We start from the raw sequence: 21,335 nt of genomic DNA, 5'->3' as shown, positions 1-21,335 counted from the left end.
GGTAGTTCCGGATAATTCACCAGAACCCTTGCCATCCCACATTCCATGACCGACCTGGACCGCGTCGATCTCCGGCTGCTGAAGATTCTTCAGGAAGACGGCCGCATCACCAACCTCAAGCTGGCCGAGGCGGTGGCGCTGTCGCCGACGGCGGTGCTCGCGCGCGTGCAGCGGCTCACGCGCGAGGGCTTCATCCAGGGCTACGAGGCGCGGCTCGACGCCGAGCGGCTGGGTCGCGGCTTCACGGTCTTCGTCGAGGTGCTGCTGGACCGCACCACGCCGAACGTGTTCGACCAGTTCAAGGCCGCGGTGCAGGTGCGCGAGGAGATCGTCGAATGCCACATGGTGGCCGGCGGCTTCGACTACCTGCTGAAGACGCGCATGGCCGACATGGCGGCCTACCGCGACTTCGCGGGCACGGTGCTGTGGCAGCTGCCGGGCGTGCGCGAGACGCGCACCTACGCGGTGATGGAGGAAGTGAAGAGCAGCGCGCGGATCCCGCTGGGGATCTGAGCGCGGCCGCTCAGGCCGCCTTCTTCGGCCGGCCGCCGAAGATCGCCGTGCCGATGCGCACCATCGTGCTGCCCGCGCTGACCGCCGCCTCGAGGTCGGCGCTCATGCCCAGCGACAGGGTGTCGAGCGCGATGCCCGCGTCGCGGATCTGGTCGAACAGCGCCGTCGCGCGCAGGAACAGCGCGCGCTGGGCCTCGAAATCGGGCGCCGGCTCGGGGATCGCCATGAGCCCGCGCAGCACCAGCTGTGGCAACGCCGCCACAGCGCGCGCCAGCGGCAGCGCCTCCTCGGGCGTCACGCCGGACTTGTTGGCGCCGCCGTCCACGTTGACCTGCAGGCAGACCTGCAGCGGCGGCAGGTGGGCCGGGCGCTGGGCCGAGAGACGCTCGGCGATCTTGAGCCGGTCGACGCTGTGCACCCAGTCGAACTGCTCGGCCACGGGCCGCGTCTTGTTGCTCTGCAGGGGGCCGATGCAGTGCCACTCGAGGTCCGCGCGCAGGTCGGCCAGCGCGGCGATCTTGTCCAGGCCTTCCTGCACGTAGTTCTCGCCGAAGGCCGCCTGGCCGGCGGCATGCGCCTCGCGCACCGCCTCGGGCCCGAAGGTCTTCGATACCGCCAGCAGCCGCACCGCGCCGGGCGCGCGGCCGGCGTCGGCGCAGGCCGTCGCGATCCGCTGCCGCACATGCTGGAGGTCGTCGCCAATCATCGTCATAATCGTCCAAATTCGTATCAAAACGTCACCGAAACCCGTTCGAGGAGCCCCGTGGACATCACCCAACTGCTCGCGTTCAGCGTCAAGAACAAGGCCTCCGACCTGCACCTGTCGGCCGGCCTGCCGCCGATGATCCGCGTTCACGGCGATGTGCGCCGCATCAATGTCGATGCGCTGGACCACAAGGCGGTGCACGCCATGGTCTACGACATCATGAGCGACACCCACCGCAAGCACTACGAGGAGTTCCTGGAAGTCGACTTCTCGTTCGAGATCGACGGCCTGGCGCGCTTCCGCGTCAACGCCTTCAACCAGGCGCGCGGGGCGGCCGCGGTGTTCCGGACCATCCCCTCGAAGATCCTCACGCTCGAGCAGCTGAATGCGCCGAAGATTTTCGGCGAACTCGCGCTCAAGCCGCGCGGCCTGGTGCTGGTGACCGGCCCCACGGGCTCGGGCAAGTCGACCACGCTGGCCGCGATGATCAACTACCTCAACGAGAACGAGTACGGCCACATCCTCACGGTGGAAGACCCGATCGAGTTCGTGCACGAGTCGAAGAAGTGCCTGATCAACCAGCGCGAGGTCGGGCCGATGACGCTGTCGTTCTCGAACGCGCTGCGCTCGGCGCTGCGCGAGGACCCCGACGCCATCCTGGTCGGCGAAATGCGCGACCTCGAGACCATCCGCCTCGCGATGACCGCGGCCGAGACCGGCCACCTGGTGTTCGGCACGCTGCACACCTCGTCGGCCGCCAAGACCATCGACCGGATCATCGACGTGTTCCCGGGCGAGGAGAAGGAGATGGTCCGCGCGATGCTGTCGGAGTCGCTGCAGGCGGTGATCTCGCAGACCCTGTGCAAGACCAAGGACGGGATGGGCCGCGTGGCGGCGCACGAGATCATGCTGGGCACGCCGGCCATCCGCAACCTGATCCGCGAGGCCAAGGTGGCGCAGATGTACTCCACCATCCAGACCGGCCAGGGCCAGGGCATGCAGACGCTGGACCAGAACCTCACGGACCTGGTGCGGCGCAATACGATCTCCGCCGCGGAAGCCCGCAGCAAAGCGAAGATCCCCGAAAACTTCCCCGGCTGAACCCCCAGCCCTCCGGAGCCCCCATCATGGAACGCGATCAAGCCAGCCAGTTCATCAACGACCTGCTCAAGCTCATGGTGAGCCGCAACGGCAGCGACCTGTTCATCACGGCCGACTTCCCGCCCGCGATCAAGGTCGACGGCAAGGTCACCAAGGTCTCGCAGCAGGCGCTGGGCGCGCAGCACACGCTGGCGCTCACGCGCTCGGTGATGAACGACCGCCAGACGGCCGAGTTCGAGCGCACCAAGGAGTGCAACTTCGCGATCTCGCCGACCGGCATCGGCCGCTTCCGCGTCAACGCCTTCGTGCAGCAGGGCAAGGTCGGCATGGTGCTGCGGACCATCCCGGCCAAGCTGCCGACCATCGACGACCTGGGTATGCCGCAGGTGCTCAAGGACGTGTCGATGACCAAGCGCGGCCTGTGCATCCTGGTGGGCGCCACCGGCTCGGGCAAGTCGACCACGCTGGCCGCGATGATCGACTGGCGCAACGAGAACTCCTTCGGCCACATCGTCACGGTGGAGGACCCGGTGGAGTTCGTGCACCCGCACAAGAACTGCGTGGTGACGCAGCGCGAGGTGGGCATCGACACCGACAGCTGGGAGGCGGCGCTCAAGAACACGCTGCGCCAGGCGCCCGACGTCATCCTGATGGGCGAGATCCGCGACCGCGAGACCATGGAGCACGCGGTGGCCTTCGCCGAGACCGGCCACCTCTGCATGGCCACGCTGCACGCCAACAGCGCCAACCAGGCACTCGACCGGATCATCAACTTCTTCCCCGAGGAGCGCCGCGCCCAGCTCCTGATGGACCTGTCGCTGAACCTGCGCTCGCTGGTCTCGCAACGCCTGGTGCCGACCGAGGACGGCCTGGGCCGCGTGGCGGCGGTCGAGATCCTGCTGAACACGCCGCTGATCTCCGACCTGATCTTCAAGGGCGAGGTCGGCGAGATCAAGGAGATCATGAAGAAGAGCCGCAACCTCGGCATGCAGACCTTCGACCAGGCGCTGTTCGACCTGTTCGAGGGCCACGCGATCAGCTTCGAGGATGCGCTGCGCAACGCCGACTCGGCCAACGACCTGCGGCTGCAGATCAAGCTCAACAGCCAGCGCGCGCGCAGCACCGACCTGGCCGCGGGCACGGAGCACTTCGCGATCGTCTGAATTCGGGATCGGACAGCCGAACGCAGGAGAAGGACAAAAGCGCGCAGAAGTCGCAGAAGGAGAACCAAGAATTCTGGCTGTTCCTTCTGCGACTTCTGCGTAACCTTCGCGCCCTCTGCGTTCGGCTGTCCGCTTCCGCTTCGGTCAGTCGATCTGCCGCTGCCAGGCGGCGAACACGCCCGCCGCGAGCGCGACCACCGCGATCGCCGTGAAGCCGTCGAGCGAGGCCATGAAGGTGGCCTGCTGCTCGAGCGTGCGCCACAGGGTGCCGAGCGCCATCGCATGCGCCTCGCCGGCCGCATGGCCGAGCGCCGCGAAATTCCGCGTCAGCCCCTCGAGCGCCTGCATGAAGCCCGCGTTGCCGGCGTTGGCTGATTCGGCGAGCCGGGTTTCGTGCAGCGCGAGCCGGTGCTGCTGCAGCGCGATCACGCTCGAGGTGGCGAAGGAGATCGCGAGCTGCCGCACCAGGTTCTTGAGCCGGTAGCCGTGCGCGAAGTCCTCGGCCGCGAAGGGCCGGAAGGTGAGGTTCGCGACCGGCAGCACCACGAACAGCATCAGCAGGCCGCGCAGCAGCAGCGGGCCGACCAGTGCCTCGCGCCCCGACTGCGGCGTGACGCGCGCGAGCCAGGCGGACGCCAGCGCGGCGATCGCGAAGCCCGCGACGATCAGCCACTTCTTGCGCGCGAGGCGCGCCGAGTAGCGCAGATAGACGAACACCAGCAGCCCGGTGGCGAGCGACATCGCGCCCGTGAAGTAACCGGTGTTGCCCACGCTGAAGCCGAGCCCGCCCTCCATCAGCCGCGGCAGCAGGTAGCTGAAGCCGGTCGACAGGTAGTAATAGACGACGTAGAGCGCCAGCCCGACGCGAAAGCCCGGCTGCCGCAGCGCATGCAGCCGCACCAGCGGCGTGGGATGGTGCCACTGGTGCCAGCCGAACCAGGCGAGCCCCGCGAGGCCGGCCAGCGCCAGCCCCACGAGCGCGGGCGAACCGGTGAACAGCTCGAAGTGGGTGCGCGTGAGCACCACCTGCAGCGCCGCCTGCGCCAGCGCGAACACCAGGTAGGGCGCATGGTGCGGCGCGGTGCGCTCGTGCGGCTCCACGTCGCCGAGATCGGGCAGCGCCCACAGCACCAGCAGGCCGATCAGCACCGCCACCGGCACGGTGCAGCCGAACAGCCAGCGCCAGTCGAAGTTCGAGACCAGGAAGGCTCCCGCCACCGGCGCCAGCGCGCCGCCGAAGACGATCAGCACCATGAAAGCCTTGAGCGCCCTGGCGCGGCGCTCGGCCGGCATGCCGATCTGGATCAGGATGCGGCAGGCGCCGAGCATCGGCCCCACGAAGTAGCCCTGCACGCCGCGCGCCAGCGCGAGCTGGGTGGAACTGTCGGACCAGGCGGCGCCGAGGCCGCCCGCGGCGAAGGCGAACATGCACAGCGCGAGGTAGCGGCGGTAGCCGAGCCGCTCGATCCATGCATGCTGCTGCAGGATGCCGAGCACCGCGCCCAGCGCGTAGGCGCTCGAGGCCCACACCAGTTCGTCGGGCGAGGCGTTGACGCCGCCCGCGATGTAGCTCGCGAAGAACGCGAACAGCGCGTTGTCGAAGTAGTCGACCGCCGTGACCAGCCCGATCGCCCAGGGCATCCACGCCATGGCCGAGAGGCCGTGCGGTTGCCGGGCGAGGGCCGGTGCGTTCATGACGCCGGACGCTCCGCGCGCCGCTGCGCGAGAGCCTCCTCCACCGGTTCGCCGGCCAGCCGGCGCTCGACGTAGTCGAGGTCGCGGCGCAGCTGGGCCTGCAGGGCCGCGGCTTCCTTGAGCTCGCGGCGCACCTGGGCCACGCGCGTGTCGAGCGTGGCGAGCTGCGCGCCCAGCGTCTCGCGCAGCGACTTGAGCGAGGCATTCGACAGCCGCGGCCGGCCGCCCTCGGCCGGCGCCTCCATCGGCTGGCGCAGCATCTCGGTGATGGTGGTGAGCGAGAAGCCCAGCGAGCGCATGCGCAGCACGCGCGCGAGCCGCTCGAGGTCGGCCGGTTCGTAGAGCCGGTAGCGGCCCTCGCTGCGCACCGGCACCACGATGCCCAGTTCCTCGTAGTACTTGAGCGTGCGCGGCGTCACGCCGAGCTGCGCCGCGGCATCGCGAACGGTGAGGGACTTGGGCGGGGGGCCGGGGAGCTCATGGGGCGATTCTACTCCAACGTGTACGTTCACGTACAGGTTTGGGCCGGCACGGCCATGTCCCCCGGGGTGCAGGCTGTCGCCGAATGGCTTTAAGCTCGGGCCCATGAGCAGCATCAACACCCGCACCTACGAATCCGTTCCCGCGCAGACGGTGGCCTTCCTGGGCCTCGGCGTCATGGGCGGGCCGATGGCCGGCCACCTGGCCAAGGCCGGCCACGGCGTCACGGTCTACAACCGCACCGAGGCCAAGGCCCGGGCCTGGGTCGACGAATTCGGCGCCCCCGGCCGCCACGCCGCCACGCCGCGCGAAGCGGTGGCCGGCGCCAGCATCGTGTTCTGCTGCGTCGGCAACGACGACGACCTGCGCTCGGTGGTGCTCGGCGACGACGGCGCCTTCGCCGGCATGGCCAAGGGCGCGGTCTTCGTCGACCACACGACCGCCTCGGCCGACGTGGCGCGCGAGCTCTCCAAGGCCGCGCTCGAACGCGGCCTGCAGTTCATCGACGCGCCGGTGTCCGGTGGCCAGGCCGGCGCCCAGAACGGCGCGCTCACCGTGATGTGCGGCGGCGACGCGGCCGCCTTCGACCGCATCAAGCCGGTGGCCGCGGCCTTCGCGCGCGCGGTCACGCTGCTCGGCGAGAGCGGCGCGGGCCAGCTCGCGAAGATGGTCAACCAGATCGCGATCGCGGGCCTGGTGCAGGGCCTGTCGGAGGCCATTGCCTTCGGCCAGCGCGCGGGGCTCGACATGCGGGCGGTGCTCGAGGTCATCGGCAAGGGTGCCGCCCAGAGCTGGCAGATGGACAACCGCGGCAAGACCATGATCGAGGGCAAGTTCGACTTCGGCTTCGCGGTCGACTGGATGCGCAAGGACCTCGGCCTGGTGCTCGACGAGGCCAAGCGCAATGGCGCGCGCGTGCCCGTGACCGCGCTGGTCGACCAGTTCTATGCCGACGTGCAGCAGTCGGGCGGCCAGCGCTGGGACACCTCGAGCCTGATCACGCGGCTGAAGTAGCAAGCCCCTGGCTCATCCGGAAACGAACAAGGCCCCGTCGAGGGGCCTTGTTCGTTGGCGGGCGGAAAGACTTCAGCGGATCGGGCTGGTCGTCACGCCACCGGCCGGCGCGGGCGCCGGTGCCGGCAGCGGCTCCATCGGCGGCAGCGGCACGCGCGACGAGGTGCCGGGCTGCGGCTGCGAAGCCGGCGCCACGGGCGCGGGCGCGGACACGCCGGTGCCGCCGCGCTGCGCGCCGCTCAGGTCGGCCTCGCTCACCACCTCGACCACGCGCACCACCTTCTGCACGCCGGTCACGCTGCGCACCACCTCGGTCGCGCGGTCGGTCTCGCGGCGCGTGGCGATGCCCATCAGGTAGACCGTGCCGCGCTCGGTCACGACCTTGAAGGAGTTGGCGAAGATGTCCTTGGCATCGAGCAGCGAGGCCTTGACCTTGCCGGTGATGTAGAGGTCGTTGGAGCGGTCCTGGAAGGTGCTGGGCGCGCCCAGCGTGATTTCGTTGACCACCGAGCGCACGTTGTCGGCGCCGCGCACCACCTCCTCGACGCGGCGGCGGTCGGCCTCGTTGCCCACCGCGCCGGTCAGCAGCACCTGGCGGTTGTAGCTGGTCACGCTGACGTACATCTGGTCGTTGGCGATGTCGCGCACGCGGGCCGCGGCGCGCAGTTCGATGCCCTGATCGTCGAGCTGCGCGCCCGAGCTGCGGCGGTCGGTCGCCACCATGCCCACGCCCACCGCCGCCGCGCCGCCGACCACCAGCGGCACGCAGGCCGAGAGGCCCGCGACCAATGCCGCACCCGAGGCGAGTGCGAATACGAGGCGGTGCATGGCGCGAGGCGTCGAGGCGGTCTTCTGCATGTGTGATTTCCCTGGAATGGAGGTGCGAGACGGGCGCTGCCGCGAGGCCCTGGCCCGGGTTCGCGGCGAGTTTAGCCCAGCGGATTTGCCGCTCCGTTACGGCTTGTTGGTAGAAATGAAGACGGCCGCGGAGTTCCCGGAAGGGATCGCCCACGCCTGTGGGATGCGGCCTACGCCGCCTTGCCGCGCTCGATTCCTCAGCTCGACGGCGACAGCACGTCGCTGTCCGGATCGCCGAGCAGTTGCGCGTCCACGCCGTCGCACAGGCAATGCAGCGCGAGCAGGTGGATCTCGTGGATGCGCGCGCCGCGCTCGTGCGGCACGCTGATCTGCACGTCGGTCTCGCGCAGCGCGCGGCCGATCACGCCGCCCGTGCCCGGCGCGGCCGAGGCGCCCGCGTTGGCATTGCCGAGCAGCGCCACCACGGTCATGTCGCGCTCGTGCGCCGCGTGCACCGCCGCGAGCACCGGGGCCGACTGGCCGCTGACGCTGAGCGCGAGCAGCACGTCGCCGGCCTGGCCGAGCGCGCGCACCTGGCGCGCGAAGCGGTCGCCGTCGACGGCATTCGCGCCGTCGGCCGCGGGATCGGTGCTGTCGCCGGGCAGCGCGATGGCCGCGAGCTCGGGCCGCTCGCGCTCGAAGCGGCCGACGAACTGCGACGCGAACTGCGTGGCCAGCAGGCCCGACACGCCCGACCCGCAGGCCAGCACCTTGCCGCCGCTGGTCACGCACGCCAGGATCGCCTGCATCGCCTGCGAAATGGGTTTGCTCAGAATCGGGCCGGCCTGGTACTTGAGGTCGGCGCTGTCGATGAAGTGCTGCTGAATCCGTTGCTCGAGCATGGGGCGGGATGATAACTGCGGGCATCGCGGCCGAGCCGCGCCGCTCAGTCCGCGTCGAAGGCCGCGCGCAGCCAGGTGATGCGTTCCTCGACCAGCACCACGTCGAAACGGCACGGCGGCGGCTCGCGCAGACGCGCGAGATAGTGGCGTGCCGCGAACACGATGCGCCGCTGCTTGGCCGCGGTGATGCTGCCGGCCGCGCCGCCATGGCCGCCCGAGCTGCGCTGGCGCACCTCGACGAACACCAGCGTGCGGTCGCGCGGATCGCGCATGATCAGGTCGATCTCGCCGCCGCCGCGGCCCGGCGTCCGATAATTGCGCGCGACCAGCCGCAGCCCCGCGCGTTCCAGGTGCGCCAATGCGGCGTCCTCGGCCGCGTCGCCGCGGCCCTTGGTCGTGACGGCCGATGCCGTCGTCGTGGTCTTCATGACCGCTCCCTGTTCCCGTTTGTTCTTGTGTCGACGTCCCTCGGAGAAAAGCGCTTGGCCTCACTCGCACCCGCCTCTTTCGGTGCCGCCCTCGGGGCCGCGCGCGACGCCGCCGGTGCGCAGCATTATCCGCAGGGCACCCTCTACGTGGTCGCCACGCCGATCGGCAACCTGGCCGACATCACGCTGCGCGCGCTGCACGTGCTGCAACTGGTCGACGCCATCGCCTGCGAGGACACGCGCCACACGCAGAGCCTGCTGCGTGCCTACGGCATCGACCGCCCCGGCGCGCAATTGCTCGCGCTGCACCAGCACAACGAGGCCGAGGCCGCGCAGGCCGTGGTCGCGCGGCTCGCGCAGGGCGAGCGCATCGCCTACGTCAGCGACGCCGGCACGCCGGGCGTGAGCGACCCCGGCGCGCGGCTGGTGGCCGCGGTGCATGCCGCCGGCCTGCGCGCGCTGCCGCTGCCGGGCGCGAGCAGCGTCACCACGCTGGTGGGCGCGGCCGGGCTGGTCTCCGATGGCAGTGGCGACAGCGCGAGCAGCGCCTTCGTGTTCGCGGGCTTCCTGCCTAGCAAGGCCGGCGAGCGCGACAGCGCCGTGCAGGCGCTCGCGCGCGAGCCGCGCGCCGTGGTGCTGCTCGAGGCCCCGCACCGCATCGAGCCGCTGGCGCGCGCGCTGGCCGTGCTCGGCGAGCGCCGCGTCACCGTGGGCCGCGAGCTCACCAAGCAGTTCGAGGAGATCGCGACGCTGGCGGCCAGCGCCCTGCCCGGCTGGTTCGCGGCCGAGCGCGACCGCACGCGCGGCGAGTTCGCGCTGGTGCTGCATCCGGTGGCGGTGGCGGCCGACGACGGCGCCGAGGGCGAGCGCGTGCTGCGCCTGCTGCTGGCCGAGCTGCCGGTGAAGAGCGCCGTGAAGCTCGCGGCCGAGATCACGGGCGCGCCGCGCAACACGCTCTACGACGCGGCGCTGCGGATCCGCAACGCATCGGACGAAGACGCCGACTAAGCGCGCTTCTTGAACAGCGCCGAGGCCCCGCTCGCCGTGGCCACCTCGGCCGCCGCCTGCATCAGCGTGGGCCCGAGCGTCTCCATGCGCTGCGCCGTCAGCCGCACCGCGGGGCCGGCGATGGTGATGACGCCGATCGCCGGGCCGGTGGGGCCGAAGACCGGCGCCGCCATCGCGGTCATGCCCGGTGCGAACACCTCGTTGATCAGGCTGAAGCCGCGCTGGCGCGCCGCCTTCACGTAGACCATCACGGCCTTGAGCGTGGTCGGCGCCTTGGGACCGAAGTCCTCGGGCTTGCCCAGGCCCTTCTTCGCGACCAGCGCCATCGCGTCGTCCTCGGGCAGGGTCGAGAGCCAGGCATGGCCGGCCGCGCTGCACGACAGCGCCACCGACAGGCCCATGTCCGGGTCGTAGCGCAGGCCGTGGGTCGCGCCCTGGGCCTTGGCCACGAAGGTGAGTTCGTCGCCGTCGACCACCGCGAGGCGCACCAGCTCGCCGGTGGCCTTGGCGAGCTGGTCGAGCAGCGGCTGCGCGACGTCGACCACGCCCGAGTTGCTGAGGAACGAGAGGCCGATCGACACCAGCTTGATGGTCAGCACGTAGTGGCCGTCGCGCTGCTCCTGTCGCACGTAGCCGTAGCGGATCAGTTCCGTCAGCAGGCGGTGCGAGGCGCTCAGCGGGATCTGCAGATCGCCCGCCAGCAGGGACAGGGGCACGCCCTCGGGATGGGACGCCAGATATTCCAGCACCCTGAAGCTGCGTCCCAGCATTTCGCTCATGTCAGTACTCCCGGTTCATGTCGCGGACCGATGCGACAGCCGAACTCTAGCAGAACAAGGGAAGGGATTTCCATAGTGGAAAGATTTTCCGATTCAACACAGAATCCGCTCCATCGCTTCGGCCCTGCCGACTTCCGTCCCTCCCTGGAGCCCTTCCGTGAAACTTCTCCGCACCTTCGCCCTCGCCAGCCTCTGCATCGGCCTCGCCGCGCCCGCCCTGGCGCAGCAGGAACGCACCATCCGCTTCGGCCACCTCAACAACACCGACCATCCGGTGAGCCTGGGCGTGAAGCGCTTCGCCGAGCTGCTCGCGGCCAAGAGCGGCGGCAAGATGAAGGTGCAGGAGTACCCGGCCAACCAGCTCGGCAACGAGATGCAGCAGCAGTCGGCGCTGCAGGGCGGCGTGCAGCAGATGTCGGCGCCCGCGACCACCTCGCTCGCGGGCATCGTCAAGGAGTTCGGCCTGGTCGACTTCCCGTTCGCGGTCGCCAGCTTCGAGCAGGCCGACCAGCTGCTCGACGGGCCGCTGGGCCAGGCGCTGATCGCCAAGCTGCCCGAGAAGGGCCTGGTGGCGCTCGGCTACTGGGACCTGGGCTTTCGCAACGTGACCAACAGCAAGCACCCGATCGCCAGGGCCGAGGACCTGCAGGGCCTGAAGATCCGCGTGATCCCGAACCCGGTGTTCCTCGACACCTTCAAGGCCTTCAAGGCCAACCCGGTGCCGATGCCCTTCGCCGAGCTCTACGGCGCGCTCGAGTCGAAGGCGGTCGACGGCCAGGAGAACCCGTTCGCCGTGATCCTGTCGAACAAGTTCTACGAGGTGCAGAAGTTTGTGAGCGCGACCAACCACGTGTACGCGGCCAACATCGTGCTCGTGAGCAGGAAGTTCTGGGACCAGCTCTCGCCCACCGAGCAGAAGTGGATGCGCGAGGCCGCCGACGAGGCGCGCGGCTACCAGCGCCAGGCCAGCCGCGCCGCGGCGCAGAAGGCCGTGGGCGAGCTGCAGGCCAAGGGCGCGCAGTTCAACGAGGTGGCGCCGAAGGAGCAGGTGCGCATGCGCGAGATCGCGCAGCCGGTGATCGACAAGTTCGCGGCCCAGTACGACCCCTCCATCGTCAAGCTCTACAACGACGAGCTCGCGCGCATCCGCGGCGGCAAGCAGTGAGTGCAAGGGAACCGCGAGCATCCATCATGAAGTTCCTCGTCCTGCACGGCCCCAACCTCAATCTCTTCGGCCGCCGCGAGCCGCACATCTACGGCCGCACCACCCTGGCGGAGATCGACGCGCGCATCGACAAGCTCGCGCACGAGCTCGACATCACGGTGGCGACGATCCAGTCCAACCACGAAGGCGCGCTGGTCGACTTCCTGCACCAGCACATCGACGAGGCGCAAGGCGCGCTGGTCAATCCCGCGGGCCTCACGCAGCACGGCGTGCCGCTGCACGACGCGATCAAGGCCATGCCGTTCCCGACCATCGAGGTCCACATGTCGAACATCGCGGCGCGCGAGGCCTGGCGCGCGCACTCGATCATCTCGCCGGCCGTGCGCGGCACGGTGCAGGGGCTCGGTCCGCAGTCCTATCTCGCGGCGCTGCGCGCGCTGGTCGAGATCGTGCGCGACGCCAGGCAGTGAGCCCGCGCGTGCGCCCGTGCACGGCGCACGCCCCCCGACCGGATTGAAGAGGACGACATGAATCGATGGATCGATCGCGCCTGCCGCGTGGTGGAGGCGCTGATCGCGACCTTCCTGGCCGCGATGGTGGTGCTGGTGTTCGGCAACGTGGTGCTGCGCTACGGCCTCAACTCGGGCATCACCGTGTCCGAGGAGGTCTCGCGCTGGCTGTTCATCTGGATCACCTTCCTGGGTGCGCTGGTGGCGCTGCGCGAGCATGCCCACCTCGGCGTGGACATGGTGGTCGGCAAGCTGCCGCCGCTGGGCCGCAAGCTGTGCCTGGGCGCCAGCCACCTGCTGATGCTCTACATCCTGTGGCTGCTGTTCCAGGGCAGCCTGGCGCAGACGCGGATCAACTGGGACGTGGAGGCGCCGGTCACCGGCGCCTCGATGGCCGTGGTCTACGCCTCGGGCCTGGTGTTCTCGGTGCTGGCCGCGGCGCTGCTGCTGATCGAGCTGCTGCGCCTGGTCACGGGCCGGCTCGCCGACGACCAGCTGGTGGCGATCCAGGAATCGGAAGAAGCCGCCGCGCTCGCGCAGGTGCTCGACCACGAACGGGAGCGCCGCGCATGACGATCGCCGTCTTCCTCGGATCGCTGCTGCTGGCCATGGCGCTGGGCATGCCGATCGCCTTCGCGCTGCTGGCCAGCGGCGTGGCGCTGATGTGGCAGCTCGACCTGTTCGATGCCCAGATCCTGGCGCAGAACCTGATCGGCGGCGCCGACAGCTTCCCGCTGCTGGCCGTGCCCTTCTTCATGCTCGCGGGCGAGATCATGAACGCGGGCGGCCTGTCGCGCCGCATCGTCGCGCTGGCGCTCGCGCTGGTGGGCCACGTGCGCGGCGGCCTGGGCTACGTGACGATCATGGCGGGCTGCCTGCTGTCGGCGCTGTCGGGCTCGGCCGTGGCCGACGCCGCGGCGCTGACCGCGCTGCTGCTGCCGATGATGGTCTCGGCCGGCCACGACCGCGCCCGCGCGGGCGGCCTGATCGCGGCCACCGGCATCATCGGCCCGGTGATCCCGCCGAGCATCGGGCTCGTGATCTTCGGCGTGGCGGCCAATGTCTCGATCTCCAAGCTCTTCCTCGCGGCCATCGTGCCCGGCCTGCTGATCGGCGGCGCGCTGTGGATCACCTGGGCCTGGCTGGTGCGGCACGAGAAGATCGAGCCGCCGCCGCGCCAGTCCGGCCGCCAGATCGCCAGCGCCGCGCGCGAGGCCGGCTGGGCGCTGATGCTGCCGGTGATCATCCTGGTGGGCCTGCGCATGGGCGTGTTCACGCCCACCGAGGCGGCCGTGGTGGCCGCCGTCTACGCGCTCTTCGTGGCCACGGTCATCTACCGCGAGCTGCGCTTTCCCGATCTCTACAAGATCTTCGTGAGCGCCGCCAAGACCAGCGCGGTCGTGATGTTCCTGATCGCCGCGGCGATGGTCAGCGCCTGGCTGATCACGGTGGCCGACCTGCCCGCCAAGGTGGTCGCGCTGCTCGAGCCCTTCATGGGCAACAAGATCGTGCTGATGATCGCGATCATGCTGCTGGTGATGGCGGTAGGCACGGCGATGGACATGACGCCAACCATCCTGATCCTCACGCCGGTGCTGATGCCGGTGGTGGTGGCAGCCGGCATCGACCCGGTCTACTTCGGCGTGATGTTCATCATCAACAACTCGATCGGGCTGATCACGCCGCCGGTGGGCGTGGTGCTCAACGTGGTGGCGGGCGTGGGCCGCATGCGCATGGACGAGGTCACGCGCGGCGTGCTGCCCTTCATGGCGGCGGAGTTCGCGATCATGTTCCTCATGGTGCTGTTCCCGCAGCTGGTGACGGTGCCCGCCAGATGGTTCGGCGGCTGATGCGCGCGCCCGCCCTTCGGCCCGCGCGCTGCCGGCTGCGCGCGCTGTGCGCGGCGCTCGCGCTCTTCGTTCCGCTGGCGGCATCGGCGCAGGACCCGGCGCGCGACGTGCTGCCCGAGCAGCTGCAGCCGCGCGCCTTCGTCGGGCCGACCGGCCTGGTGCGGCTGGGCCCGCGCGTGCTGTTCTCGGCCTTCCACGTGACCACCGGGCAGGAGCTCTGGAGCAGCGACGGCACCACCGCCGGCACCGTGCTGCTGAAGGACATCCGCCCCGGCTTTCGCGGCGCCTTCCCGAGCTGGCAGACGCGCTTCGGCGCGCACGTCTACTTCACCGCCACCGACGGCGAGCACGGCCTCGAGCTGTGGCGCAGCGACGGCACCGCGCGCGGCACGCAGCGCGTGACCGACCTCAACCCCGGCGAGGCCGACGCCATGCCGGCCGAGCTGACGGCCTGGCGCGACGCGCTGTACTTCGTCGCCAACGACGGCCGCCACGGCTTCCAGCTCTGGAAGACCGGCGGCGATGCGCGCAGCACGCGGCGCGTGTCCTCGGTCGACGCGGGGCCGGGCGCGGTGGTGCGCCAGCTCACCCCGGCCGGCCGACGGCTGTTCTTCACCGCCACCAGCCACGCCCATGGGCACGAGCTGTGGGTCAGCGAGGGCGCGCCCGAGACCACGCGGCTGGTGAAGGACATCCGGCCCGGCGCGGAGGACGGCAACCTCGAGAACCTGGTGGCGACCGGCGAGCGGCTCTGGTTCACCGCGAGCGACGGCCGGCATGGCATCGAGCTCTGGACCAGCGACGGCAGCGAAGCCGGCACGCGCATGGTCAAGGACATCCGCCCCGGCGAGGCCGCGTCGCGGCCCGCGCATCTCACGGCCGTGGGCGCCACGCTCTACTTCGCGGCCGAGGACGGCACGCACGGCATCGAGCTCTGGCGCAGCGACGGCACCGAGGCCGGCACGCAACTGGTGAAGGACATCCGCCCCGGCGCCGCGAGTTCGGTGCCCGGCCCGCTCGCGGCCTTCGGCGGCCGGCTCTACTTCGCCGCCACCGACGGCGCGACGGGCGCCGAGCTCTGGACCAGCGACGGCAGCGCGGCCGGCACCCGGCTCGTGAAGGACCTGGGGCCGGGAGCCGGCAGCGGCTCGCCCGCGCGCTTCGCGCAGGCCGGCGGCCGGCTGTGGTTCTCGGCGAACGACGGCGTGCATGGCGTGGAGCCCTGGTCCACCGACGGCAGCGCGGCCGGCACGCGCCTCGCGGCCGATGTCGCGCCCGGACCGCGCCATGCGATGCCGCTGGGCTTCGTCGCGCTCGGCGGCGCGGTGCTGTTCGTGGCCGACGACGGCCTCGGCAACGAGCGCCTGTGGTCGCGCAGCACGAAGGGCGGCGCGCGCCGCGCCACATTGATCGGCGATCCGCTGCGCGAGCGGCTGCGCTGAGCCGCGCCGGCTCGCCGGCTCCTTTCCCGCGCCAACGAAAAAAGGCCCCGGTTCGCACCGGGGCCTTCAGATTGCTGACAAACCCCAAGCCCTCGCCCCCGGCGAGGGCTTTGTGCTTTTAAATGGCGGGATGCTCAAGAGCCCCACCCCCGCGCAGCAAGAACTCGAGATGGTGACGCTGGAGATGCTGGTGCCGCAGGACCACTTGCTGCGCAAGATCGAAGCGGCGATCGATTTCGAGTTCATCCGGGCCAAGGTCGCTCACCTGTACTGCGCCGACAACGGCCGCCCGGCGCTCGATCCGGTCGTGATGTTCAAGCTGCTGCTGGTGGGCTACTTGTTCGGCGTACGCAGCGAGCGGCAGCTGATGCGCGAAGTGCAGGTCAACGTGGCCTACCGCTGGTTTGCCGGCTTTCGCCTGACCGACAAGGTCCCCGACGCTTCCACCTTCTCGCAGAACCGGCGCCGCCGCTACAGCGACACCACCGTGTACCAGGAGATCTTCGACGAGATCGTGCGCCAGGCCATCGGCCACGGCATGGTCGATGGCCGGGTGCTGTACACCGACAGCACCCACCTGAAGGCCAACGCCAACAAGAACAAGTTCGACCTCGTGCAGGTCCAGCAGACACCCTCGGCCTACCTGGGAGCGCTGGACGCGGCGGTCGATGCGGATCGCGCCGCGCAGGGCAAGAAGCCCTTGAAGCGTGATGACGACGATACCCCGCCGCCGAGCAAGGAAGTCAAGCGCAGCCGCACCGATCCCGACAGCGGCTTCATGGTGCGCGACGACAAGCCTCGAGGCTTCTTCTACCTGGACCACCGCACGGTCGACGCCAAGCACGCCATCATCACCGACACCCACGTCACGCCGGCCTCGGTGCACGACAGCCAGCCGTACCTGGGGCGGCTGGACCATCAGCGAGAGCGCTTCGGCCTGCAGGTGCAGGCCGTGGGCCTGGATGCGGGCTACTTCACACCGGCGATCTGCCAGGGACTGGAGACGCGTGGCATCGCCGGGGTAATGGGCTACCGCACGCCGACCCACAAGCCGGGCACCTTCTACAAGCGCCAGTACGAATACGACCGCTACCGCGACGAGTATGTCTGCCCGGCGGGGCAGGCGCTGGCGTACAGCACGACCAGCCGGGTGGGCTATCGCGAGTACAAGTCCGATCCGGCAATCTGCCGACGCTGCGAGCTGCGCGGGCAGTGCACGAGCAGCGCCAATGCGGTGAAGGTGGTGGTGCGCCACGTCTGGGAGTGGGCCAAGGAGCGGGTGGACACCAGGCGTCTGACCGAAGAGGGCAAGCGCCTGTATGCGCGGCGCAAGGAGACGGTGGAGCGCAGCTTCGCCGATGCCAAGCAGCTGCACGGGCATCGCTACGCACGCATGCGAGGGCTGCGCAAGGTGGCCGAGCAGTGCTTGCTGGCGGCGGCTGCGCAGAACATCAAGAAGATCGCGCTGCTGCTGGCGCGTCTGAGGGCGCTTTTACGTCATCGCAGGCGCGTTCTGACTGCGCAACAGCGCATCCAGGCCTGCTCGGACCTCGTTGCAGCTCGATGGGGCGAGCGCCGCGCAGAAATCGGCTTCGCTTGAAAGACAAAACCCCATGTTCCGGAAAACATGGGGTTCGTCAGCAGCCTGAAGGCCCCGGTTCGCACCGGGGCCTTCTTGCATCGCGCGCGGGCTCAGTACACGACGATCTTGCCGGTCGGTCGCGCGCTGTGGCAGTCGTTGTAGAAGTACTCGCCGGGCGTGTCGAAGCGGTGCTGCGCCGACTGGCCCGGTGCGAGCTTGAAGTCGAAGCGGCCCTCGAAGAACTGCGTGGCGCAGTGCTGGTTGGCATTGCCGGCGGGGTTGGTGAAGGTCACGGTGGTGTTCGCGGGCACGCGCATCCAGGTCGGCGTCATCGCGTTGACCGCGGTGCTCTCGCTGGTGCCGGGCGCGTTGGCCGCGGTCTGCACGCGCGCGAGGAACACGGTGTTGGGCGTGGGCAGCGCCGCGCCTTCCACCGCCTGGCCCGACACCGGCCGGCGCACCTCGGGCGGCTTCGGCGTGGCCGCCGGCGCCACCGTGCCGCCGACCTTGAAGGCCCAGAGGTAGTCGCCGCGCGGCGCCGAGTCGCCGTAGGGGATGCTGGTGCCGCCCGCATACACCGCGATGTACTGTTCGCCGTCGACCTCGTAGGCCACCGGGCTCGCGGCGATGGCCGCGCCGGTCTGGAAGCGCCACAGCTCGCTGCCGTCGCCCGCGTCGAGCGCGAGCAGGTTGCCGTCGGGCTGGCCGATGAACAGCAGGTCGGCGGCCGTGCTCAGGATGCCGTTGCCGTGCGCCAGCGAATAGGGCATGGGCTTCTTCCACCTGACCAGGTTGGTGCTCGGGTCGACCGCCACCACCGCGCCCGTCATGTAGGTGCCCGGCGGGCGCAGGCCGTTGCTCGACTCGGTCAGCGAGTGCGCGGCCGAGACGTAGCCCATGCCGGTGTAGACCAGGCCGGTGCGCGGGCTGAAGGACTGGTGGTTCCAGTTGGCACCGCCGCCGTGGCCCGGGATCGACAGCAGCGGCACGTCCCAGTGCGCGTCGTAGAGGCAGCCCTTGAGGTAGTTGGGCACGGCGCGGTTCGGGTCGCCGGGGATCGCGGTGCCCAGCGGCTGGTCGACGATGCAGGTCTCGGTCCAGGCGCCCTGGCGCGGGAAGGGCTGGGTCGGCCAGCTCGCCTGGCGGGCGTCCTGCTTGACCGGCATCTCGTCGATGCCCAGCGGCGCGCTGCCGTCCTTGCGATCGAGGATGTAGTACATGCCGGTCTTGCTGCCGTAGATCACGACCTTGCGCTCCTGGCCCGCGATCCTCACGTTGGCCAGCACGGGCGACATCACGTTGTCCATGTCCCAGATGTCGTGGTGCACCGACTGGAAGTGCCACTTGTACTCGCCGGTCTTGAGGTCGAGCGCGACGATCGAGTTGGCGAACAGGTTCAGGCCCGGCCGCGTGGAGCCGTTCTGCGACGAACCACCGCGCACGTTGCCGAAGGTCCAGTACACCAGCCCCAGCTCGGGATCGACCGCCGGGTGGATCCACGGCGTGGCGCCGGTGCGGTCCGACTCGGGCGCGCCGCCCCAGGTGTCGTAGCCGCGCTCGCCCACGCGCGGCACGCCCCAGAAGGTGGAGAGCACCTTGCCGGTGGCCGCGTCGGCCGAGAAGGCGGCGCCGCGGTTGCCGTCGTTGGTGCCCACGTACAGGCGCTTGTCGTGATAAACCAGCGCCACCTTCTGCACCGCGCCCTGGTAGTCGGCGTCGGTGGCGCTGCTCGGGTACTGCTTGATCCAGACCGGCTTGCCGGTGTTCGTGTCGAGCGCCACCAGCCGGTTGCCCGTGGCCACGGTGTAGACCAGGCCCAGGTCCTTCGCGACCGCCGCGCCGCGGCGCGTGATCGCGCCGTAGGGCGTGGTCCATTTCCACTTGGTGACGCCGGTCTTGCCGTCGACCGCGATCAGGTTGCCGAGCGCCGACTCGATGTAGATCACGCCGTCGACCACCACCGTGGTGCTCTGGCTGTTGCCGGTGTTGGTGCCGCCCTCGATGCGGTTGAGCCAGGCGCCGCCGAGCTGGCCGACGCGCGCCTTGTCGATCTTCGCGAGGCTCGAGTAGTTCTGGTTGCCGAGGTTGCCGCCCACCTTGGGGAAGTCGCGGTCGCCCGCGGTGCAGCAGTCGGCGAGCGCGGCGGCCGAGGGACCGGCCGCGGGCGGTGCCGGCGGCGGGGCCGGCGGGTTGGGTGCCGGCGGGGGCGCCGAGAACCAGGGGAAGGCGCCGCCGCCCGAGTCGCCGCCGCCGCAGCCGGCCAGCAGCAGGGGTGCGCCGATGGCGCCGCAGGCGAGCAGCGTCGCTGCCAGTGATGTGAGTCGCATGGTGAAGATCTCCGCTCCGAAGAAAAGGTTGTCCGCGATGGGAAGGAGGAACGCGGCGCGCAGGGCTGCGCGCACGGCGCCAAGGCACCGTGCGGGCCGCGAGGCCGGTCGGGTCAGCTCAGGGCGTGGTGCAGAAGGGCGTCAGGCCCATGGCCGACTTCACGCCCTGCACCACCAGCTTCTGGAACTGGTCGGCGCCGGGTCCGGTCGAGCTGGCGCTGAACGAGTGGTCGTTGTGGCCCAGCGTGCTGAGCCAGGCGCGGCCGCCGTCGTAGTACTGGCACCAGGCCACGGGATGGAAGTCCGCATGGCCCGGATGCGGCGGCGAGGTCAGCGGCTTGAGCGTGGAGGTGTCGACCTTGGCGAGGAACTTCACGTTGGTCGGGAAGGGCGCGAGGTTGTACCACTCGTCCTGGAAGGTGAAGCGCCTGGGCAGGTCCACGGTGGAGGGGTCGTCGGCAATGATCTCGACGTCGCCCGAGCGGTTGGGCCCGTGGTTGTAGAAGTTGGCGTTGCCCAGCAGGCCTTCGTAGTAGGGCCAGTTGTATTCGGCGCCGAAGGCGTTGTGCAGCCCGACGAAGCCGCCGCCGCGGCGCATGTAGTTGCGCAGCGCGGTGCGCGCGGCATCGTTGCTGGTCGTGACCGCGCCGTTCCACAGCGTGTCGCGGTTCGAGCTCGCGAAGATCACGGCCTTGTAGTTGTTGATGCGGCTGCCGAGCACGGCCACGTCCTCGGTCCAGTCGGCCGCGATGGCCGCGTCCTTGAGCATGCGCACCAGGCCCGCCTGCATCACGTTATCGGGATTCATGACGGGGTTGAGGCCCGGGCCCATCGGCGTGCCGAGGTTGGCGTGGCGCGGCCCGGCGGTGCGCGAGTAGATCAGCACGCGGTCGGGCGTGGTGGCGAAGGCGCCCCAGTCGTTGTAGCACTTGGGGTCGGTGCCGCGGCAGACGTTGTAGTAGGTGTCGAAGCTGTTGTCGGGCGCCTCGGCCACGGGATCGGTGGGCCGGTCGTCCACCGGTTCCTCGGGCGCCACGGCCGGCGGCGGCGGTGGCGGCGCCACCGCGATCGGCACGAAGCCACCACCGCCGCCGCTGCCGCCGCCACAGGCGGTCAGGACCAGGGCGAGCGCCGCGCTCGACACGAGGCCGAGGGTCAGGGAATGAGCTGGTTTCAACGAAGTCTCCTACTTGTAGTCGTGGCCGGGACCGCGCGGGCGCGCCCTGCCGGGATGGCTCGACTGCTTCCGATGGCCGGGGAAGCAGCCGACGAAGCACCAAGGAATGCCGGCCTCAGACGGGAAAGCGGCGCCCTGCTTCGATCGGGTGCGGCAGGCCGCCCTCCCTCGGCGAGCGAAGGAAGCTGCGGTTGCGACGACGGAAGCAGGCGCGAAGGACGCGCGGGGCGCGGGCGAACGCTCAGGACGGCGCGTTCGGCACGCGCCGCAGATCGGACACGGACAACGGACGAGGCAGTGGCACGGATCGTCTCCAGGACTGGGAGTCGGGGCCGAAGGGCCCGCTGGGAGGAATCATAAGCAGAACTGGAAAATATTTCCAGTATAGAAATTCATTCCTTTCTCAAGACTTACCCTCCTCCGCCGGGAGGCGGCGGGCGGGAGCACCTCGGGCCGCGGCCGCCTCGCCTCCTCGGTGCCGCGGTTCGCCCGTTCGAGGCCGCGGGCCGGCACGCGAAATTTCTTTATGGAATGAATTCATCGGCGAGGCCGATTGATCAGCCGCCGGCCATTTCGCCCACTCATGCAATTCGGGACTCTTGAAATTCAATCCTCCAGGAATTGAATCGATTGCGTAAGAAGACCGTCAGCCGATCGCCAAAGACTCCCGGCTTCCAAAGGCCGCATCTTTCAAAA

The 21,335-nt window shown here is 70.0% G+C and carries 20 protein-coding genes; 11 read left to right on the top strand and 9 right to left on the bottom strand.

The features are described from left to right. The first annotated feature begins 45 nt into the window (after positions 1–45). Entirely contained in the window at positions 46–513 is a 468-nt protein-coding gene (locus ACEN9J_RS23310; RefSeq protein WP_057594014.1) for an Lrp/AsnC ligand binding domain-containing protein, read from the top strand. Positions 514–523: 10 nt separating this feature from the next. Here the strand turns inward: ACEN9J_RS23310 and ACEN9J_RS23305 are convergent, their stop codons facing one another. Beyond that, positions 524–1,225: a YggS family pyridoxal phosphate-dependent enzyme gene (locus ACEN9J_RS23305; protein ID WP_057594013.1), complete on the bottom strand. Its 702-nt coding sequence runs from the start codon at positions 1,223–1,225 to the stop codon at positions 524–526. A gap of 51 nt (positions 1,226–1,276) precedes the next feature. Here ACEN9J_RS23305 and ACEN9J_RS23300 point away from each other — a divergent pair, with 51 nt between their 5' ends. Beyond that, positions 1,277–2,320 (top strand): type IV pilus twitching motility protein PilT, encoded by a 1,044-nt coding sequence (locus tag ACEN9J_RS23300; RefSeq protein ID WP_057594012.1) that lies wholly within the window; start codon positions 1,277–1,279, stop codon positions 2,318–2,320. Positions 2,321–2,346: 26 nt separating this feature from the next. Further along, a complete protein-coding gene (locus ACEN9J_RS23295; protein WP_057594011.1) occupies positions 2,347–3,483 on the top strand; it encodes a PilT/PilU family type 4a pilus ATPase in 1,137 nt (378 codons plus the stop codon). Between the two features lie 144 nt (positions 3,484–3,627). On the opposite strand, the gene ACEN9J_RS23290 is transcribed toward ACEN9J_RS23295, so the two are convergent. Together ACEN9J_RS23290 and ACEN9J_RS23285 are read right to left on the bottom strand one after the other, a co-directional pair. After that, positions 3,628–5,178 (bottom strand): MFS transporter, encoded by a 1,551-nt coding sequence (locus ACEN9J_RS23290; protein ID WP_413762181.1) that lies wholly within the window; start codon positions 5,176–5,178, stop codon positions 3,628–3,630. After that, positions 5,175–5,690: a MerR family transcriptional regulator gene (locus ACEN9J_RS23285; protein WP_413762180.1), complete on the bottom strand. Its 516-nt coding sequence runs from the start codon at positions 5,688–5,690 to the stop codon at positions 5,175–5,177. The genes ACEN9J_RS23290 and ACEN9J_RS23285 overlap by 4 nt, the downstream gene beginning before the upstream one ends. A 73-nt stretch (positions 5,691–5,763) precedes the next feature. Here ACEN9J_RS23285 and ACEN9J_RS23280 point away from each other — a divergent pair, with 73 nt between their 5' ends. After that, positions 5,764–6,672: an NAD(P)-dependent oxidoreductase gene (locus tag ACEN9J_RS23280; RefSeq protein ID WP_413762179.1), complete on the top strand. Its 909-nt coding sequence runs from the start codon at positions 5,764–5,766 to the stop codon at positions 6,670–6,672. 72 nt (positions 6,673–6,744) lie between these two features. Here ACEN9J_RS23280 and ACEN9J_RS23275 read toward each other — a convergent pair whose 3' ends face one another. From ACEN9J_RS23275 to ACEN9J_RS23265, 3 genes are all read right to left on the bottom strand, one after another. Beyond that, positions 6,745–7,500 (bottom strand): BON domain-containing protein, encoded by a 756-nt coding sequence (locus ACEN9J_RS23275; protein WP_057594035.1) that lies wholly within the window; start codon positions 7,498–7,500, stop codon positions 6,745–6,747. 227 nt (positions 7,501–7,727) lie between these two features. After that, entirely contained in the window at positions 7,728–8,372 is a 645-nt protein-coding gene (locus tag ACEN9J_RS23270) for an SIS domain-containing protein (RefSeq protein ID WP_057594006.1), read from the bottom strand. A 44-nt stretch (positions 8,373–8,416) separates the two neighbouring features. After that, on the bottom strand, positions 8,417–8,800 hold the full coding sequence (locus tag ACEN9J_RS23265) for a YraN family protein (protein ID WP_057594005.1): 384 nt from the start codon (positions 8,798–8,800) through the stop codon (positions 8,417–8,419). 54 nt (positions 8,801–8,854) lie between these two features. On the opposite strand from ACEN9J_RS23265, the gene rsmI reads away from it, so the two are divergent. Beyond that, the gene (gene rsmI / locus ACEN9J_RS23260) at positions 8,855–9,808 is read left to right on the top strand and encodes a 16S rRNA (cytidine(1402)-2'-O)-methyltransferase (protein ID WP_413762178.1); all 954 of its coding nucleotides are present in this window, start codon (positions 8,855–8,857) and stop codon (positions 9,806–9,808) included. Here the strand turns inward: rsmI and ACEN9J_RS23255 are convergent. Continuing rightward, the gene (locus tag ACEN9J_RS23255; protein ID WP_261212407.1) at positions 9,805–10,587 is read right to left on the bottom strand and encodes an IclR family transcriptional regulator; all 783 of its coding nucleotides are present in this window, start codon (positions 10,585–10,587) and stop codon (positions 9,805–9,807) included. The genes rsmI and ACEN9J_RS23255 overlap by 4 nt on opposite strands. A 157-nt stretch (positions 10,588–10,744) precedes the next feature. Between ACEN9J_RS23255 and ACEN9J_RS23250 the strand changes: the two genes are divergently transcribed. The 6 genes from ACEN9J_RS23250 (at position 10,745) to ACEN9J_RS23225 (ending at position 17,153) form a co-directional block, all read left to right on the top strand. Beyond that, positions 10,745–11,752 carry a TRAP transporter substrate-binding protein gene (locus ACEN9J_RS23250; protein ID WP_413762177.1) on the top strand — a complete coding sequence of 336 codons (1,008 nt, stop codon included), beginning with the start codon at positions 10,745–10,747 and terminating at the stop codon, positions 11,750–11,752. A 26-nt stretch (positions 11,753–11,778) separates the two neighbouring features. Further along, the gene (locus ACEN9J_RS23245) at positions 11,779–12,222 is read left to right on the top strand and encodes a type II 3-dehydroquinate dehydratase (RefSeq protein WP_413762176.1); all 444 of its coding nucleotides are present in this window, start codon (positions 11,779–11,781) and stop codon (positions 12,220–12,222) included. 57 nt (positions 12,223–12,279) lie between these two features. Continuing rightward, positions 12,280–12,834 (top strand): TRAP transporter small permease, encoded by a 555-nt coding sequence (locus tag ACEN9J_RS23240; protein ID WP_261212404.1) that lies wholly within the window; start codon positions 12,280–12,282, stop codon positions 12,832–12,834. Then, a complete protein-coding gene (locus tag ACEN9J_RS23235) occupies positions 12,831–14,111 on the top strand; it encodes a TRAP transporter large permease (protein WP_413762175.1) in 1,281 nt (426 codons plus the stop codon). The genes ACEN9J_RS23240 and ACEN9J_RS23235 overlap by 4 nt, the downstream gene beginning before the upstream one ends. Continuing rightward, the gene (locus ACEN9J_RS23230; RefSeq protein ID WP_413762174.1) at positions 14,111–15,553 is read left to right on the top strand and encodes an ELWxxDGT repeat protein; all 1,443 of its coding nucleotides are present in this window, start codon (positions 14,111–14,113) and stop codon (positions 15,551–15,553) included. The genes ACEN9J_RS23235 and ACEN9J_RS23230 overlap by 1 nt, the downstream gene beginning before the upstream one ends. A gap of 130 nt (positions 15,554–15,683) precedes the next feature. Further along, positions 15,684–17,153, top strand: coding sequence for an IS1182 family transposase (locus tag ACEN9J_RS23225; protein WP_413761731.1), 1,470 nt, complete (start codon positions 15,684–15,686; stop codon positions 17,151–17,153). A gap of 92 nt (positions 17,154–17,245) precedes the next feature. On the opposite strand, the gene ACEN9J_RS23220 is transcribed toward ACEN9J_RS23225, so the two are convergent. Together ACEN9J_RS23220 and ACEN9J_RS23215 are read right to left on the bottom strand one after the other, a co-directional pair. Next, positions 17,246–19,462, bottom strand: coding sequence for a PQQ-binding-like beta-propeller repeat protein (locus ACEN9J_RS23220; RefSeq protein ID WP_413762173.1), 2,217 nt, complete (start codon positions 19,460–19,462; stop codon positions 17,246–17,248). 118 nt (positions 19,463–19,580) lie between these two features. Beyond that, the gene (locus tag ACEN9J_RS23215) at positions 19,581–20,639 is read right to left on the bottom strand and encodes a ThuA domain-containing protein (protein WP_413762172.1); all 1,059 of its coding nucleotides are present in this window, start codon (positions 20,637–20,639) and stop codon (positions 19,581–19,583) included. Positions 20,640–21,335 lie beyond the last annotated feature (696 nt).

It is taken from the genome of Variovorax sp. Varisp41 (assembly GCF_047325085.1).
In the GTDB taxonomy this organism is placed as follows: Bacteria; Pseudomonadota; Gammaproteobacteria; order Burkholderiales; family Burkholderiaceae_C; genus Variovorax.
The sequence above is the reverse complement of the archived record's forward strand: the minus strand, read 5'-3'. Positions and strand labels throughout refer to the sequence as shown.